The sequence below is a fragment of the Nocardia tengchongensis genome (assembly GCF_054781395.1).
The window spans coordinates 235387-252376 of sequence record NZ_BAAGUM010000017.1 but is presented as its reverse complement, the minus strand read 5'-3'; the positions used below and the strand labels follow the sequence as shown (position 1 = coordinate 252376).

Genomic DNA, 16990 nt, shown 5'->3' with positions numbered 1-16990 from the left:
CCCGGCCGCCGCTGCCCGTGCCGTTCAGCGCAGGCAGCGGCGGTCGGCGATCTCCTCGTCCAAGGCATAGGCGATGGTCGCCGCCTCGTGCTCGGCCCAGACACCGAAGTCGGGGTACCGGAGGTCGATGCCGCCCATGCAGTCCCAGCAGGCGCTCACGCCGCCCACCGGGTGGGTCGGAACCATCATCACGATGAACCGCTGCGACAGACCGGCTTTCCCGACGAGGACGCGGCGGTACCCGTCGGGCACATCGGACGCGGCCGAGGCCTGGGTGGCGAAATACTCGTTGGCGAACGTCGAATCCCGGCGCCACTTCTCGCCCGCGGCGAGATCACCGCAGCCGAACAGCTGAATCCTGCCGAACCGGGGCCAGCCGTCGCACACTCGCAGGAACTCCCGGAAGGCGGCGTCGAAGCACACGCCGAGCCGCTGTTCGGCCGCCTCCACCGCGGCCTCGGCGGCAGGCGGATTGGGAGGTAAGGAAAGCCCAGGCTCACCGAATCGTTCGGCGGCCCCGTATTGCTGCGCGTACAACGAGCCCACGAGGGCTTTCCAATTCGTCATCGCTTCCTGTCGCCGGGGGACGAGATCGATCGAGAGAAAGATGCCGATACCGCTGGCCGTCCCCGGCTCCTCGCTACGGTTGCCAGCGGCACCGGCATTGCCTCGGGATTGCGCGAGGCGGGTACGAGCCCGAGGTGGGAAGCGGGGGCTCGCACGTTTTCTATTCCGACCAGTTGACGGCCTCGACGAACGCTAATACATACGGAAGTCGAAGAGAAATCACTGTTCAGGGACTGTTCACAACCTGAATTTGTCAATCGGAGCCCTATTCGGCCAAAAGTTCTGCGCGGAACGTTCCTGCCCCTAGACTTCGCGCCATGGAAGTTCACACCCGGCAGTTGCAATACTTCATCGCAGTTGCGGAGGAACTGAGTTTCACCCGCGCGGCGCAACGATTGCATGTGTCGCAACAGGGCTTGAGCACGCAGATCAAGCAGCTCGAGCACGCGATGGACGTGGTGTTGTTCTCCCGTACCACCCGCAATGTCGAATTGACCGCCGCCGGAACGGTATTCCTGCAGGACATCCGGGGCGCGCTGACCTGCCTGGACGCCGCGGTCGAACGGGCGCGGTCGGTACATCGCGGCGTGCAGGACCGGCTGGTGCTGGGCGCGCTCGAGGGGGCCGCGTTGACGCTGACCGAGCCGATCCTGGACACCTTCCGGCAGCGGCATCCGGGCATCACCGTCGAATTGCGCCACTTCACCTACGAGGACCCGTCGGCCGGCCTGACCAGCGGATCGGTGGACGTGGCCTTCGCCCGCCGGCCGTTCGTCGATGACGGCGTCCAGTTCGAGACCTTGTTCGCCGAACCGCTCATGGTGATGCTGCCGACGAACCATCGCCTGGCCGATCGCACCCAGGTCTTCGTGCACGACCTGCTCGACGAGCCGCTACTCGGGGCCTCCACCACCGATCCGGTGTGGAATGCGTTCTGGGAGTTGAACGCCTACCGGGGCGGCACCCCGGCCCCGGTCGTGTCGCGCTCGAATTCGCTGCTCGAGGAGCTGCACAAGGTCGCCACCGGCGTCGGCGTCGTCCTCACCGTGGCCTGCGCCCGATGGATTCCCTTCCCCGGTGTGCGACTGCTGCCGATCGCCGACGTCCCGCCCAACGAAGTGGCGGTCGGCTGGCGCTGCGCGCAGGAATCGCCGCTGGTCCGCTCCTTCGTCGAGGTCGCCCGGTCCACCCGCGACACCCACCCGGAGCTGGTCACGCTACTACAGAAACCCGACTTCGCCGATTGCACGGTGCCGCCGCACCTCTGACTCACAACTCAGGCCTGTCAATGCCGGGGAAATTGCGAATTCTCAACGGACCCATTGTGTCCTAGCGTTTTCCCGTGGCCCCTCCGAAGAAATACTCGAATGCCCTGCGAGCGCAGGCGATCCAGCGGTACCGGCAATCGGATCCCAAGCCGACTTTCCGAAGCTTGGCAGCCGAGCTCGGCGTACATCACGAAGCGCTACGGCTGTGGATCCGCCATGCGGAACGTACCGAAAGCCCCACCTGTGACGCTCCTTTCGACGCGATGTCCAAGGAGAACAGGAGACTCCGGAAGCGGGTCGCCGAACTCGAGCGAGTAATCGCGATTATGCGCGGCACCGGCTCGCTGATGACTGCGGATTACAGCCGAGCGCGGTATTGAAGGATGAATCCCGAAGACCACGAAGGCATTTCGATCGACGAAGCCCGGGCCCGAGCCAGACCTGTCCGACTTTCTCCCTGAACACCCGTCCCGGAACCGCAATACATCCTGTTGTCGATAGCAAATCTTCAGTTACTATCGATCGATTGCCTTCCCGTGAGTTCGGCTACCAGGGCGGAGATACGTCGTGATCGGACAGCAGGAGTATCGAAGACCCACTCGCACGCTTGTTCTCACCCCCGGAATAACCGCCCTGACCTGGGCATTATCCGCCACCGCCCACGCCGGTCCGCGGCACAACTGGGATGCCGTAGCCAGGTGCGAGGCGAGCGGTGACTGGACCGCCGACACCGGCAACGGCTACTACGGCGGACTGCAATTCAGCCGCAGCACATGGCTGGCATACGGAGGCAGGGGGAATCCGGCCACCGCGAGCCGCGAGGAGCAGATCCGCGTCGCGGAGCGGATCCTCGCCCGCCAGGGGCCGGGAGCATGGCCGACCTGCGGCTCCTACCTTTGAGCCCGGAACACCAGCAGGCGCATCGACGCGTACATGAACAGGCCCTCCCCGAGGCTGCCCAGCAGGCGGGCGAGCCGATAGTCGAGGCCGAGGGCGGCGATGCCGCTGGTCACGCCGAGAATGAAGATCAGGTAGTTGAGGGCCACCACCACGACATAGCGCGCGAGCTGAGGGCCGACCGCGCCGTGCGACTCGAAGTTGAGCGTCCGGTTCAGCACGTAGCTCGTCCCGAAGGCCGTGCAGTAGGCCACCGTCACCGCGACCGGCAGTGCCACGCCCGCCACCCCGTGCAGGGCGGTGAGCACCACGAGATCCAGGGCGAAGGTGAACCCGCTCACCACCAGATAGCCCGCGAAGGTCGGCGCCACCACCCGCGACAGGCCGAGCGGCAGCGCCGCGACCAGCGTGTCGCACATCAGGTGAAACCACCGGACCGCACGGCCCGTATCGGTACGCATCGGGCCACGGTGTCATCGCCACATGACCGCCGCATGAGCACCGCCCCAATTCCGTGCCTCGCACCGAAAAATGTTAGCCCGCAATGGCTGCCGACTGAATCCCTGATATCGAGCCTATTGACAAGAACAATCTGTGAATGTGAAGCGGTGGTTTGTGGTTAGGATCGGGCCATGGAGGTGCACACACGCCAACTGCGTTACTTCATCACGATCGCCGAAGAGTTGAGTTTCACTCGAGCGGCGCGCCGGCTCGGCATTTCGCAGCAGTGTTTGAGCATGCAGATCAAACAGCTGGAGCGCACGCTGGATCTGGTGCTGTTCGCGCGGACGACACGCAGAATCGAACTGACCGTGGCCGGTTCGGCATTCCTGGCCGATATCGAGCGCGCGCTCGACAGCGTGGACGCCGCGGTCGAAAGGGCCCGCGGCATTCAGCGCGGGGAATGCGACCGCCTGGTCCTCGGCACGCTCGAAGGTGCGGCGCTGACACTCACCGACCCGATTCTCGCCGCCTTCCAGCAGCGCCATCCGCGAGTCACGGTGCAGCAGCGCCAGTTCAGTTACGACGACCCGAGCGCCGGGCTGCGCGATGACGCGGTGGACGTGGCGTTCGTCCGACGCCCCTTCGACCGCACCGGAATCCGCTGCGAGACGCTGTTCAGCGAGCCGCTGATGGTCATGCTCCCCGAAAACCACCGGCTCGCCGATCGCACCGAGGTGTCGGTCCGGGAGCTGGTCGACGAGCCGATCATCGGCGCGGCCGCCGCGGACCCGGAGTGGAATGCCTTCTGGGAGTTGGACGCCTATCGCGGCGGCCGCCGCGCACCGATCGTCCACCGCACCGCATCGGCGCTGGAGAGCCAGTACAAGGTGCCGCTGGGCCTGGGCATCGTGGTCACCGTGGCGGCTGCGCGCTGGCTGCCGTTCCCGGGGATTCGGCTGGTGCCGATCGCCGACGCCGCGCCGAACGAGGTCGCGGTCGGTTGGCGCGATACCCGCGAGAGCGCGCTGGTGCGTTCGTTCGTCGATCTGGCCACGCAGATCAGGGACACCCGACCGGACCTGGTCCAGCCTTTGCAGGAGCCGGAATTCGCCGACCGTACGATGCTGCTGCAGCTGTAATCGGCGGCCGCGGACAATAGCGGTTTCCGCGGTAGAACAGAAATCAGAATTTCTTTCCGATTCGCAAGCAGGTGTTGTCAATCGGCGCGCGAATTAATGTCCACCGCACACCAATCACCAACGATGCGAATCGGCAAATCAGGCGGTAGCGTCTGGCGCGCCGCTGTGCCGTGCGCGACACCTCGGTGGGGTGTGGATCGAAAATGTGTGAACGACAAGCTGAATGGAGTTGCCTGATGGGTCGTGGGTTCGGAACCGCGAATCGGCGGACGATGCTGGGCGGAATGCTCGCGGCCGGCGCGGCGGGAGTGGCCGGACTCCCCGAAGGCATGGCCGAGGCGCTGGCGGAACCGGGCCGCTCCGGTTCCCTCGATCAGGTCCAGCATGTGGTGATCCTGATGCAGGAGAACCGCTCGTTCGATCACTACTTCGGAACCATGAGCGGCGTACGGGGCTTCGGCGACAAACGCGCCGTGCGACTACCCGCGGGCGGCTACAACCCGGTCCTGCAGGCCACCATGGACATGGCGCTCGCCGGCGGGCTGGGCACCGATCTGGGCAGCGGATCGGCGGGCACCGGCAGTGCCAGCGGATCTGCCAGTGGCAGCGGCAGCGGATCGGGCAGCGGGTCCGGGGGCGGCGGCGAGCGGGACGCCTTCCATCAGCCGGATGCGTTCAGCAGCACCGGATTCCTGCTGCCCTGGCACGTGGACACCACCCGCGTCGACGGTCAGGACCTGGGCGATCTGGCGCACGATTGGAACACCACCCACATGGCGTGGGCCGACGGGGCCTACCACTCGTGGATCGCGTCCAAGTCCAAGATGACCATGGGCTACTTCACCGAGACCGACATCCCGTTCCACCGCGCGCTCGCGGCCGCGTTCACCATCTGCGACCACTACTTCTGTTCCATCCAGGGACCCACCACCCCGAACCGGCTGTACCACTGGACCGGCACCATCGACCCGGCCGGGCGCGCGGGCGGCCCCGCCGTCTCCAATCCCCCGGACTACCGCCCCGTCTACAACTGGACGACCTACCCGGAACGTCTTCAGCAGGCCGGGATTTCGTGGCAGGTGTACGCCGACTCGCACAACGGCGGGCCGTTCCTCGCCGACTTCGGCGACAACCCGCTGTGGCTGTTCCAGAACTACCACAATGCCGCGAAGTCCTCCGATCCCGCCGTCCGTCAGCTGGCCGACCGTGCCAATGTGACAACCGGCGGCATGACGCCCCCGCCGTCCGGAGTCGACGGCTCCAATGTCGATTACGTTCTGCAGCAATTCATTTCCGATTGCGCCGCGGGCACCCTGCCGCAGGTGTCGTGGGTGGTCGCCCCGGCCGGCTACTCCGAGCACCCCGCCTACCGCCCCGCCGACGGCGCCGCCTACATCCAGCGCGTCCTGACGGCGCTGTGGAACAACCCGAAACTGTGGGAATCGACTGTCCTGCTGGTCAATTACGACGAGAACGACGGCTTCTTCGACCACGTGGTGCCCCCGACCGCCCCGCCCGGCACCCTCGACGAGATGCTGCCGTCACTGGCGAGCGTCGGCGGCGACCTGAATTCGGGCTCGGCCACCCTCGGCCTGGGCTCCGGTTCGGGCTCGGGCAGCATCGCCAACCTGATCACCGGTTCGGCCTCGGCGTTGAGCGGCAACTCCCCGATCGGCCTCGGCCCCCGCGTCCCGATGATGGTGATCTCGCCGTGGAGCCGCGGCGGGTACGTGAATTCCCAAGTCTTCGACCACACGTCGGTGCTGCGTTTCCTGGAGGCCTGGACCGGCGTCGCCGAACCCAACATCTCGCCGTGGCGCCGGTCCGTCTGCGGTGACCTCACCAGCTGCTTCGACTTCTCCCGCCGCGACACCAGCATCCCGACGCTCCCCGACGCCAATGCCGAGCGCGCCCGGGCCGCGGGCCAGAAGAACCTCCCCAAGCCGCTCCCGCCCAACCCCGCCGGCCAGCAGATGCCCACCCAGGAACCCGGCCGCGCCAAGGCCCGTCCCCTCCCCTACCAGCCCGTCGCCTGGACCGAGATCTCCGGCGCCACCGCCACCATCCACTACGGCAACCAGGGCTCGGTCCCCATGCCCTTCCAAACCTTCGCCTACCACGTCAATTCGATCCGCCAGACGGTGGTTCCTCCCGGCGTGACCGCCGAGGAACGCTTCCAGATCAGCGGCTCCTACGACTTCGCCGTGCACGCCCCCAACGGCTTCCTCGCCGAAGCCGCGGGCACCGCCGACACCGCCGCCCTCACCGCCACCGCGGCCATCGGCGGCTCCGCGAGCACCCCCACTTTCGTTGTCACCGTCCGCAATTCCGGCTCCTCCGCGGTCACCGTCGAGGTGTCCGGCGGCTCCCGCGCCACCGTGGACGCCGGCGCCACCCACGATTTCACCGCCCCCCTCGACGACGGCTGGTACGACCTCACCCTCGCCGTCTCCGGAAACACCAACTGGCGCAGGCACTTCGCCGGCCACCTGGAGAACGGAAGCGCGAGCAGCACCGCCCAATAGCCCGAAAAGCGCCGGATACGGATCCGGCGGTCCGGCGTCAGTGCACCAGACGGCGGTCCGCGATCTCCTCGTGCAGCGCGAAGGAGATCGCGGCCGCCTCTTCCTCGGCCCAGATGTCGAAGCCGGGATAGCAGAGGTCGGTGCCGGACATGCAGTCCCAGCAGGCGTTCGCGCCGCGCGGCGGCCGGGTCGGGAACAGCATCGTGATGAAGCGCTGCGGCGCGGCGGTTTTCCCGACCAGGACCCGCCGGTACCCCTTGGGCACGATGAGCGAGCCGGAGGCCGCGGTCGCGAAGTAGACCTCGGCGAACGCCGAGCCCCGGCGCCAGGTCTCGCCGATGCCCAGTTCACGGGCTCCGAACAGATGGACCGTCCCGAATCGCGACCAGCCGTCGCAGACCCGCAGGAAGTCGCGGTACACCGCGTCGAAGGACACCCCCAGCCGCCGCTCGGCCGCCGCGATGTCGTGCTCGCTGGCGGGCGAATTGGGGGCGGCCGATAACTCCGGTTCGTCGAGCCGGTCCGCGACCTCACGCTGCAGGGTGGCCAGCTGGCCTACCAGGTCGTTCCAATTCGTCATTGTTCTCCTCCGCCGGCGGATCGCTCAGGAACAAGAAGGTGTCTTGGGAACCGGAGCGTGAATAGACGATGGATATTTCCCATTCCGGCCGTGGTGAACGCTCTGGACACGGTAGAGCATCCGACGCCTCCCTCGTCGTATCTGCGCGGGCCGATTGACATACCTGGAGGTTCCAAATACCGTCAGTATTTGAAATCTGTTCGGGTAACCAACAAGGAGGTTGGGATGGGCACGTTGCGGCAGCCTCGGATCGTGATCATCGGGGCAGGCGTGTCCGGAATCGCCAGCGCGATCACCTTGCAGCGCAACGGTTTCCACGACTTCGTGATCCTGGAGAAGGGATCCGACGTGGGCGGGGTGTGGCATTGGAACCGCTACCCGGGACTGACCTGCGACGTGCCCTCGCAGCTGTACCAGTTCGGGTTCGCACCGAAGCCGGACTGGTCGCACATCTTCGCGCCCGGGCCGGAGATCCAGGGCTACCTCGCCGACGTGGCCGAACAGCACGGACTGCGGTCGCACCTGCGGGTGAACGCCGAGGTGGTCGCGGCCACCTTCACCGGGTCGCAATGGCAGCTCGAGACCGGCGACGGGAACAGCTACACCGCCGACTTCGTCATCGCCGCGACCGGCGTACTGCACCACCCCGCGGTGCCCGAGATCCCGGGCCTGTCGGAATTCACCGGCGACATCGTGCACACCGCGCGCTGGGACGACGGCCTCGAGACGGCCGGGAAGAAGATCGCGGTCCTCGGCACGGGATCGACCGGCGTCCAGGTGGTCTCGGCGCTGCAACCGCAAGCCGAGCGCATCACGCACTTCGTGCGCAGCCCGCAATGGGTGATCTGGGCGCCGATGTGGCTGCCGCAGCCCGCCTTCGTCGGCGCGGTGCTGAATCGGCTGCCCAAGGTCAATCGCGCGCTGTACCAGGCGGGCATGACCGGGGCCCGGCTGTTCACCGACGTGGTCACCCGGCCGAGCTGGCGGCGGCGCGCCGTGCAGGAGTACGCGAGGCTGAGCCTGCGCACCCAGGTCCTCGAACCCGGCCTGCGCGAACAGCTCACGCCCGATTACGAGCCGCTGTGCAAGCGCCAGGTGCTCTCGGGCACCTACTACCGGGCCCTGCGCGCCCGTAATGCCGAGCTGGTCACCACGGCCATCGAGGCGGTGACGCCGACCGGCATCCGCACCGCCGACGGCCGCCACCACGAGGTCGACACGATCGTGCTGGCCACCGGCTTCCGCGCCCACGACTACATGCGCCCGATGAATCTGGTGGGCCGCGACGGCATCTCGATCGACGACGCCTGGGCCAAGGGCCCGCGCGCGTACCGGATGACCGCGATTCCCGGTTTCCCCAACCTGTTCACCGTCCTGGGCCCGCACTCCCCCACCGGCTCGATCCCGCTGCACCATGCCGCCGAGGTGACCGCGCGCTACATCACGCGCTGGATCCAGCGGTGGAGCGCGGGCGAATTCGACACGGTCGAGGTCACCGAGGAGGCGACGGACCGCTTCGAATCCGAGGTCGCGGCGGCCATGGGTCCGACGGTCTGGAACACCGGCTGCAACTCCTGGTATTTCACCGAGGGCGGCAGCATCGACCTGCTGCCCTTCGATCGCGCCACGATGGAATCCATGCTCGCGGAACCGGACCCCGGCGACTTCGATTTCCGATCATGCGCGAGCGGCACCGCCCACTAGCCCGAAAACCGGTTGATCCGGATCCGGCGGTGTGGCGTCATGGAAGGCGATGAAGCAGCAGCGCACGGCTACCGCCAGATCCGTCACCGATGGACTCAAACTGCACCGGCATGTGGTGCGGGCGGCGGGGCGTGTCCATACGGTGATCACGTTGCGGCCCGGGACCGATGTCCGGTTCAGCACCAATCGGTTCCATGACACGTGGCACGTGCTGTCGGACGATCATGGGGCTCGGCTGCTGGCACGGCTGTTGTGGGGGTTGTCGTATCAGGCTCGGCCCGGGACGGTCGTGCTCATCGACCGGGCGTTCCTGACCCCGACACCGTTCGAGGCCGAGTCGCCGGACCCCATCGTGCTGGTTCCCGGCTGGTGCACGCCGTTCGACGAACGCGTTGCCGGAGAGTTGAAGCGGCGGTTGCCGTTGGCGAAGCCGGAGGGGACCGTGCGGTGGCACACCTTCGGTCTGGACCGGACCGTCGAACCCGGGGCGCTGGACGAGTGGTGGGGCCGCTATCGGCGACGGGAACACAACGGACGGGTCGGCCACAGTCACGGCTTCGTCGTGCTCACTCCGTCCGGTCCCGACGAATCCCGCGCCTGGGCACTACAGGCGATGAGACTGAACACGCAGGGCGCGTTCGGCACCGACTACACCTACCTCGGCCCTTTCGATCGAACGTATGAGGGCGAGATTCAGGTCTTCCGCGGATTCCGCTCGATGGTGAGCGTGGCCGGCCGCGCCCGGACTCGTGTGCTGTCCCGCCCCGACGCACCGGACGAACCCGAGGCGCTGCGGCCGGCTATCTGGAACGAAGCCGAAATCATCAGGGGCGACGCTCATCTGAGGATCCGCGAGTGGAACGACAGCGGCTACCGGCTCGGCCGCGCCGCCGCCGTCATGCTGACCCATGCGGGCGTGGCCGATCTGGACGATCTCGCGGCGATCGGATCCGTCGAGGCCTATCGACGGATGCGCGCCGCCGGGGTGAAAGGCCTCGACCTCGAAATGCTGTGGGCGATGGAGGGTGCGTTGACCTACCGCGACCGTCGCAATGTCACAGCGGAGCGCCGCGGCGCCCTGCTCGCCGAACTCGGCACGGAAACCGCGCCCGAACCGGCCAGACCCCGGCGCCGCCGCTACCGGGCCCCCATCAACCCCGCCCCGCACCGCAGCGGCCGCGGCAGGACGCCGTAGTCAGAGTTCATCGGTCGTGATCAGGCCATCACGGATGGCGCGGGCGACCAACGCCGCTTTCGTCGGAGCGGAGCGGCCCACGGCGGCGTACTTGGCGCGGATGCGTTCCAGGTGGGTGTTGACCGTGCCCGGGGTGATGTAGAGCTGTTGGGCCACCAGGGCTTTGGATTCGGTTTGGAACCAGGCGAGCAGGACTTCGCGCTCGCGTTGGGACAGGCGGGGGCGGTCGTCGCCGTCGGCGCTCATGGCTCGCGCCATGGTGGGGCTCAGGTAGGGGCGGACCTCGGCGGCGGCGTGCAAGGCGGCGATGAGGTGTTCGCGGCCTTCGGTTTTCGACAGGTAGGTGACCGCGCCCAGGTCGAGGCAGTCCCGGACCAGGCGGGGTTCGGTGAACTGGGAGTAGACGACCACGCGGTGGCCGCGGGCGCAGATGGTGCCCAGGGCGGTCAGATCCGGTGCGCGCTGGTCGAATTGGAGGTCCAGCACGATGGCGTCGAGGTCGCCGCGGTCGGGGCCGGTGGCGGCGAGGAAGTCGGCGGGATCGGGGTGGTCGGCGGTCACCTCGAGCCGGGGCTGGGCGGCGGCGCACCAGCCGCGGACGCCGTCCCGGATGAGCGGATGGTCGTCGACTATGGCGATGCGGATCATCGGGCGTTCTCCATCTCGAAGCGATGATGCATTCTCGCCCAGAGCAATTCACCCGCGGTGACGACTTCGGTGTGCACGATCGCGTCCGGCGGCGCGGACAGGTGGTCCAGCGTATCGGCGGGGCAGTCGCCGAGCGCGCTGACCGTGCAGCCGGACGCGTCGGTGGTCACGACCACGCGGGCCCGGGAACGGCTGGCATCCAGCATGATCCGGGTCGCGGCGACCAGGTGCCCGCGCACCGCGTCCGGGAGGTCGCGGCCGTGCGCCGGAATCGCGCCGGCGTCGGCTTCGACGGTGACCGCGACCCCGCGCCGCTCCGCGGCGTCGATACCCGCGCGCAGGTCGGCCAGCAGCGGATCGCCGATGCCGTCCTGCTGGGTGAACAGCCGGCGCAGCCGGGCGTATTCGGTGCGGGCCGCCGTCTGCACGGCCGGATCGCCGGGATCGAGGGTGCCGTCGGCCAATCCGCGCAGCAGCGGCGTGAATTCGGTCAGCAGTTCCCGGTACCGGCGCAGGCATTCCTGTTCGGTCATGTGCCCGACCGCGTCGGCGGTGCGATGCCGCAGCCGTTCCCGGTGCAGGGCGGCCGCGTCCCGCGCCACCCGGTCCAGCGTCGCGGCGAACCGGGCGGTGAAGAACTGCAGGAAGAAGATCGCCGCCGTGTGCAGGCCGAGCACCCGCAGATTGTCCGCGCTCGGCGCGCGGATCAACACCAGTACGCACACCAGAATCCACCAGGCGCTCAGCGCCGACAGCGACAGGCGCGGCGGCAGCCGGAAACCGAGCGCCACCACCGCCCACCCGGACGCGCCGATGGACCAGTTCGCCCCGGCCAGTACGGCATCCGCGGGCAGCAGCGCGATCAACGTCAGCGAGGCCCCGATCGCGAGACCCATGAGCGCGAGCGTGACGGACTGCCGCCGCCGCGGGATCAGCGCCGCCAGCGCGCATCCCACGTTCACCGCGACCAGCAGCGCGTCGACCGCCGCCGTCGGGGTGGCCGCCGCGTCGGTGAGCGTCGACTGCAACAGGGTGTCGGCGACGGCGACGCCGACCATGCCGTACCCGAAACTGCGCCCCAGCCGGTCGATTCCGGCGGCCGCGGCCGGGGCGTCGAACGAGTGATCCTCGGCGGCGACGGGTTCGGCGATCGGCCAGCTCAGCCGCACCCGCGTGCCACCGCCCGGGCTACTGGTGACCTCGGCGTCGCCGCCCACCGCCCGCATCCGCTCGATGATCGAGTGCCGGATGCCGTACCGGTCCGTGCCGGGCGTGCCGTCGAAACCGACGCCGTCATCGGTGATCACCACTGTCCCCGGCCCGGCGTCGACCACGACGGTCGCGGCGCGGGCGTGCCGATCGACATTGGTCAGCGCCTCCCGCGCGGCGGCCGTCACCGTCCAGGCGAGGGTGCCGCGCAGCGGCAGCGGGCCGGGCGTCCGCAGCGTGAGCGGGGTCGAACTGTCGGTGCCCAACTCCCGCAACAGTTCCGACAGGTCGGCTCGGGCCTGGTCGCCGGGCAGCGGAATACCCGAGTCGAGGACGGCCAGGTCACGGGCGGCCTGCCGGGCGATGCGGTCCCGATCCCCGGCCGCGCCCTGCCCGACCATCAGCAGGGTGGCGGCGGCGGTGTCGTGCATGACGGCCCACTGCTCATGCTCGTAGCGGCGGCGCGCGGCCGCGACCTCGCTCGCGATCCGGGCGTCGGCGGCGGCGGTCACGGTCTGGTCGTGCACGCCGGCCGCGCCCAGCACGACCCGGCGGACGCCGACCGCCAGCAGCCACTCCACCAGCAGGTAGGCGACGGACAGGTCCGCCAGGAAGTTCCAGGGCGTGAGTCCCGGCGTCGCGCGATTGGCGTAGTAGAGCAGCAGCAGGACCAATGCGGTCACCGCCGCCGACACCCGCACCCGCTCCGCGATTCCGACCGAGATCACCGTTGCCGCCACGACTTTCACATCGATGAGGTCTCCGGTCCCGATCCCGGCAGCGGCCACACTGGTCGTCACCGAGAGATAGATGGCCACCACCGCGACGTCGGCCGCGGTCCACCCGGGCCCCAGCCGGCGCCCCCACAGCCGGCCCACGGACCACACCGCCAGCAGCACGGTGACCGCGCGCCCCGCGCCCGGTTCGGCCGCCCCGCCGATCAGATGCACCACCGTGAGCAGCAGGCAGGCGGCGTGCCGGAATCGGATGGCCAGCCACGTCGCCTCCTGCGCGACCGCGGCGTGTGTCGGGTCGGCTTCGCGCAGCACCCGGTCACGGTACCGAACCGGATTCGACCCAGCCTCCCATCCCCGCCCCCACCTCTGGTGTCCGTCGAACACCCGACAGACAGACCCGTCCGACTACGGAATCCTCGACAGTGCGGCAGGGTCCGCGGGTCCGGCCCGCGCCTCTGCCGCGCTGCGGCCGTTGGCGGGCGGGGAGTCAACGGCCGCGTAGTCTTCGAAGTAGGAGCAGGTAGACGAGTTGGGGTGACACTGCCCGGCGCAGGAGGCGCGGGATGACGTGGTTCATCGCACCGGAATACTGGTTCGCGCGGCAGGTCCTGGTGCGCGGGGTGGCCGTCGTCTATCTGATCGCGTTCGTCTCGGCCGCCCGGCAGTTCCGGGCGCTGATCGGCGAGCACGGGATGCTGCCGGTGCCGCGCTGGGTGGCGCGGCGGCCGTTCCGGGTGTCCCCCAGCATCTTCCACTTCCACTACTCCGACCGCTTCTTCGCCGCCGTCGCGTGGGGCGGCGCGGCGGTGTCGGCCGCGCTGGCGGGCGGGGCCGGGGAGCTGCTGCCGTTGTGGGCCGTCATGGGGATCTGGCTGGCGGTGTGGGTGCTCTACTTGTCGATCGTCAACGTGGGCCAGGTCTGGTATTCGTTCGGCTGGGAGTCGCTGCTGCTGGAGGCCGGATTCCTGGTGATCTTCCTGGGCAATGACCGGGTCGCCCCGCCGGTGCTGGTGTTGTGGCTGGCCCGCTGGCTGGTGTTCCGGGTGGAATTCGGCGCCGGACTGATCAAGCTCCGCGGCGACCACTGCTGGCGCGACCTGACCTGCCTGTACTTCCATCACGAGACCCAGCCGATGCCGGGACCGCTGAGCTGGTTCTTCCACCGCCTGCCGAAACCCTTACACCGCGTCGAAGTGGCCGCCAATCACGTGGTGCAGTTGGTGGTTCCGTTCGGTCTTTTCCTGCCCCAGCCGGTGGCGGCCATCGCCGCCACGATCATCATCGTCACCCAGCTGTGGCTGGTGCTGTCCGGCAACTTCGCGTGGCTGAACTGGCTGGTCATCATCCTGGCCTGGTCGGCGATACCGAGCTCGGCTGCCGCACACGTATTTCCGGTCCCGTCGACACCCGATATGGCGACTTCGCCGCTCTGGTTCACGATCCTGGTGGTCGCTTTCACGGGTGCCACCCTGGCGCTCAGCTACCTGCCGGTCCGCAACATGCTGTCGAGCCATCAGCGGATGAACGAGTCCTACAACCCCTTCCACCTCGTCAATGCCTTCGGCGCCTTCGGTGTAGTGGATCGGATCCGCTACGAGGTGGTGATCGAGGGCACCGACGAATCCGTCCTCACCGACCACACCCACTGGCGCGAATACGAATTCAAGGGCCAGCCCGGCGACCCGCACCGGCTGCCGCGCCAATTTGCCCCTTACCACCTGCGCCTGGACTGGCTGCTCTGGTTCGCGGCGCATTCGCCTTCCTACGCCCGTCCCTGGTTCGAGGCGTTCCTGCAGCGGCTGCTCCGCAACGACCCCGCGACCGTGCGCCTGTTGCGCCGCAACCCTTTCCCCGAGAGTCCGCCCCGTTTCGTGCGCGCGCTGCTCTACGAGTACCGGTTCACGACCGTGCGGGAGTTGATCGACACCCGGGCGTGGTGGGTCCGCAGCGTGGTGGGTGTCTACACGCGGCCGGTTTTCGCGGGCCGTTCAAGACTGGTCGGTCGGTAATTGGGTTTGCTGATCTGACCTGCATTCATTTCGGAATCCCGTCCGGCGGGCGTTCCAGCGTGATCTAATCGCGCCAACTCGGGTGCGTCAGCGCCTCGATGACGATGTCGAGGGACACCCGATCACGTGGGAGAAACGCATGGTGGACAGTAGTATGCGGCGGGCGGCCGGCACGGTTGCCGCGTTCGCGGTGGCGGCCGGTTTCGCGGTCGCGGCGATGCCCGGCATGGCTTCGGCCGCACCGGGTTCGATCACCTGGAACGACGGGAACAGCAAGTTCACCCGGACGGTGTCGAACACCAATCCGAAGGTCGGCGACGTCGTGACCGTGACGACGATGTTCGAGCGCACCGGCATCCCGGTCGAATACATCTACGCGGTCAAGGACTACCACCCCGCCTGCCTGACCCCGGTCGCGGGCTCCGCGAAGATGGGCGGCGACCAGGTCTCGATCGACTCCACCACGTCCCCGGACTGGGTGCGCGCGTCGTTCGGCATCACCAAGTACCCGGTGTACCCGAACATCAACCCGAAGTCCCAGACCTTCGAGGTGCAGTACACCGTGGGCGTCAACTGCGCCCGCGACACCCCGCTGACCACCTCCATGGACTACAGCGGCTCCCTCGGCGACGGCAACTACGCCAACAAGGGCCCGAGCATCACGGTCTCCAGTGATGCCCTGTCCACCACGGTCCTCACCAACGTGAGCGGCGCCAAGATCGGCACCCCCGTCACCCTGGAGGCGACCGTGACCCCGGCCGCCGCGGGCGGCACCATCCAGTTCAAGGCCGGCGACCAGGTCCTCGGCGACATCCCGGTCAACGCGAACGGCAAGGCCACCATCGTGTGGACCCCGGGCGCCGCGGGCTCGTACACCATCGGCGCCGCCTTCTCCGGCCGCACCGGCGTGGCCGCCTCCGCCACCACCCAGGTGGTCACCGTGGCCGACAACCCGACCCCCACCCCCACCCCGACCCCCAAGCCGAGCACCGGCTCCTTCGGGTTCTGATCGCCCCAGCGGGCACGTTCTGACCGGCAGCGGCCGGGGGCACTCTCAGCCCCCGGCCGCTGTTGTCGTACACGGGGTTTCGAGCGCTAGTCGCCGGTTTCCGTGTCGAGGTCCACGTCGATCTTGTCGCGGTCGGCCCATTCCAGGAGGGGCTCGAGGTCGAAGACTGCTTCGTCGATGCCCGCGTGCAGGTCGCCGAGGTCGGCGTAGCGGGTGGGGACGGTCTTCATGGTGAAGTCACCGGGGTGGATTTCGGGGATTTCGTTCCAGCGCACCGGGGTCGAGACCGTTGCTTCGGGGACACCACGGACGGAGTAGGCCGCGGCGATGGTGTGGTCTCGGGCGTTCTGGTTGTAGTCGACGAAGAGTTGGGCCGGGTCGCGGTCCTTGCGCCACCAGGCGGTGGTGACGTCGGCGGGGGCTCGGCGCTCCACCTCGCGGGCGAAGGCCAGGGCCGCGCGGCGGACGTCCTGGAAGCCGTGGTTCGGTGCGATCCGTACGTAGACGTGTAATCCCTTGCCGCCGGACGTCTTCGGCCAGCCCACCGCGCCCAGGTCGGCGAGCACCTCCTGAACGACGCCGGCTACCCGCTGCACGCGCGACCACGGACAGTCGGGCATGGGGTCGAGGTCGATGCGCCATTCGTCGGGCAGTTCGGTGTCGAAACGACGCGAGTTCCAGGGATGGAACTCGACGGTCGACATCTGGACCGCCCAGATCACGTCGGCCAGTTTGTCCACGCAGAGTTCGTCGGCGGTGCGGCCGTAGCGGGGGAAGTAGAGCTGGACGGTCGGGATCCAGTCGGGAGCGCCTGCGGGAAGGCGCTTCTGGTGGACTTTGCCGCCGGGCAGGCCCTTGGGGAAGCGGTGCAGCATGCAGGGGCGGTCACGGAGGGCGTTGACGATGCCGTCGCCGACGCTCAGGTAGTACCGGACCAGATCGAGCTTGGTCGCCCCGGTGTCGGGGAAGTAGACCCGATCCGGGTTGGATACGCGCACCGTGTGTTCGCCGACCGGCACCTCGATCGCCGGGGCGGCTGACTTACTGGCCACCGGTCCG

15 protein-coding genes are annotated in these 16990 nt (G+C 68.3%); 9 read left to right on the top strand and 6 right to left on the bottom strand.

What is annotated here, in order from left to right; translation table 11 throughout:
• Positions 1 to 24: 24 nt before the first annotated feature.
• Positions 25 to 567 carry a hypothetical protein gene (locus tag ACYVKL_RS32180; protein ID WP_379167549.1) on the bottom strand — a complete coding sequence of 181 codons (543 nt, stop codon included), beginning with the start codon at positions 565 to 567 and terminating at the stop codon, positions 25 to 27.
• Between the two features lie 317 nt (positions 568 to 884).
• On the opposite strand from ACYVKL_RS32180, the gene ACYVKL_RS32175 reads away from it, so the two are divergent.
• The 3 genes from ACYVKL_RS32175 to ACYVKL_RS32165 all read left to right on the top strand — a co-directional run bounded on the left by ACYVKL_RS32175 (position 885) and on the right by ACYVKL_RS32165 (position 2735).
• A complete protein-coding gene (locus tag ACYVKL_RS32175) occupies positions 885 to 1835 on the top strand; it encodes a LysR family transcriptional regulator (protein WP_379167551.1) in 951 nt (316 codons plus the stop codon).
• Between the two features lie 74 nt (positions 1836 to 1909).
• On the top strand, positions 1910 to 2215 hold the full coding sequence (locus ACYVKL_RS32170; RefSeq protein ID WP_379167553.1) for a transposase: 306 nt from the start codon (positions 1910 to 1912) through the stop codon (positions 2213 to 2215).
• Positions 2216 to 2459: 244 nt separating this feature from the next.
• Positions 2460 to 2735 (top strand): transglycosylase family protein, encoded by a 276-nt coding sequence (locus ACYVKL_RS32165; protein WP_379167941.1) that lies wholly within the window; start codon positions 2460 to 2462, stop codon positions 2733 to 2735.
• Here the strand turns inward: ACYVKL_RS32165 and ACYVKL_RS32160 are convergent.
• On the bottom strand, positions 2726 to 3193 hold the full coding sequence (locus ACYVKL_RS32160; protein ID WP_379167554.1) for a GtrA family protein: 468 nt from the start codon (positions 3191 to 3193) through the stop codon (positions 2726 to 2728). The two genes, ACYVKL_RS32165 and ACYVKL_RS32160, sit on opposite strands and share 10 nt — an antisense overlap.
• Positions 3194 to 3364: 171 nt before the next feature.
• Between ACYVKL_RS32160 and ACYVKL_RS32155 the strand changes: the two genes are divergently transcribed.
• Both ACYVKL_RS32155 and ACYVKL_RS32150 read left to right on the top strand, forming a co-directional pair.
• Positions 3365 to 4315, top strand: coding sequence for a LysR family transcriptional regulator (locus ACYVKL_RS32155; protein ID WP_379167556.1), 951 nt, complete (start codon positions 3365 to 3367; stop codon positions 4313 to 4315).
• Positions 4316 to 4644: 329 nt separating this feature from the next.
• Positions 4645 to 6840 carry a phosphocholine-specific phospholipase C gene (locus ACYVKL_RS32150; RefSeq protein ID WP_379167943.1) on the top strand — a complete coding sequence of 732 codons (2196 nt, stop codon included), beginning with the start codon at positions 4645 to 4647 and terminating at the stop codon, positions 6838 to 6840.
• A 37-nt stretch (positions 6841 to 6877) separates the two neighbouring features.
• On the opposite strand, the gene ACYVKL_RS32145 is transcribed toward ACYVKL_RS32150, so the two are convergent.
• Positions 6878 to 7420, bottom strand: a complete 543-nt coding sequence (locus tag ACYVKL_RS32145) for an SMI1/KNR4 family protein (protein ID WP_379167558.1) — start codon at positions 7418 to 7420, stop codon at positions 6878 to 6880.
• Positions 7421 to 7645: 225 nt separating this feature from the next.
• Here ACYVKL_RS32145 and ACYVKL_RS32140 point away from each other — a divergent pair, with 225 nt between their 5' ends.
• Both ACYVKL_RS32140 and ACYVKL_RS32135 read left to right on the top strand, forming a co-directional pair.
• Complete coding sequence (locus tag ACYVKL_RS32140) at positions 7646 to 9124, top strand: flavin-containing monooxygenase (RefSeq protein WP_379167560.1); 1479 nt, start codon at positions 7646 to 7648, stop codon at positions 9122 to 9124.
• A 49-nt stretch (positions 9125 to 9173) separates the two neighbouring features.
• A complete protein-coding gene (locus ACYVKL_RS32135) occupies positions 9174 to 10319 on the top strand; it encodes a TfoX/Sxy family DNA transformation protein (protein ID WP_379167562.1) in 1146 nt (381 codons plus the stop codon).
• Here ACYVKL_RS32135 and ACYVKL_RS32130 read toward each other — a convergent pair whose 3' ends face one another.
• Positions 10320 to 10967, bottom strand: a complete 648-nt coding sequence (locus tag ACYVKL_RS32130) for a response regulator (protein ID WP_379167565.1) — start codon at positions 10965 to 10967, stop codon at positions 10320 to 10322. It abuts the gene before it with no gap.
• Complete coding sequence (locus ACYVKL_RS32125; RefSeq protein ID WP_379167567.1) at positions 10964 to 13225, bottom strand: sensor histidine kinase; 2262 nt, start codon at positions 13223 to 13225, stop codon at positions 10964 to 10966. Before ACYVKL_RS32125 ends, ACYVKL_RS32130 begins: the two co-directional genes overlap by 4 nt.
• 251 nt (positions 13226 to 13476) lie before the next feature.
• Here ACYVKL_RS32125 and ACYVKL_RS32120 point away from each other — a divergent pair, with 251 nt between their 5' ends.
• Together ACYVKL_RS32120 and ACYVKL_RS32115 are read left to right on the top strand one after the other, a co-directional pair.
• Positions 13477 to 14922: a lipase maturation factor family protein gene (locus tag ACYVKL_RS32120; RefSeq protein ID WP_379167569.1), complete on the top strand. Its 1446-nt coding sequence runs from the start codon at positions 13477 to 13479 to the stop codon at positions 14920 to 14922.
• A gap of 139 nt (positions 14923 to 15061) precedes the next feature.
• A complete protein-coding gene (locus ACYVKL_RS32115) occupies positions 15062 to 15931 on the top strand; it encodes an Ig-like domain-containing protein (protein WP_379167571.1) in 870 nt (289 codons plus the stop codon).
• Between the two features lie 86 nt (positions 15932 to 16017).
• On the opposite strand, the gene ligD is transcribed toward ACYVKL_RS32115, so the two are convergent.
• Positions 16018 to 16983, bottom strand: coding sequence for a non-homologous end-joining DNA ligase (gene ligD, locus ACYVKL_RS32110; RefSeq protein WP_379167573.1), 966 nt, complete (start codon positions 16981 to 16983; stop codon positions 16018 to 16020).
• Positions 16984 to 16990 lie beyond the last annotated feature (7 nt).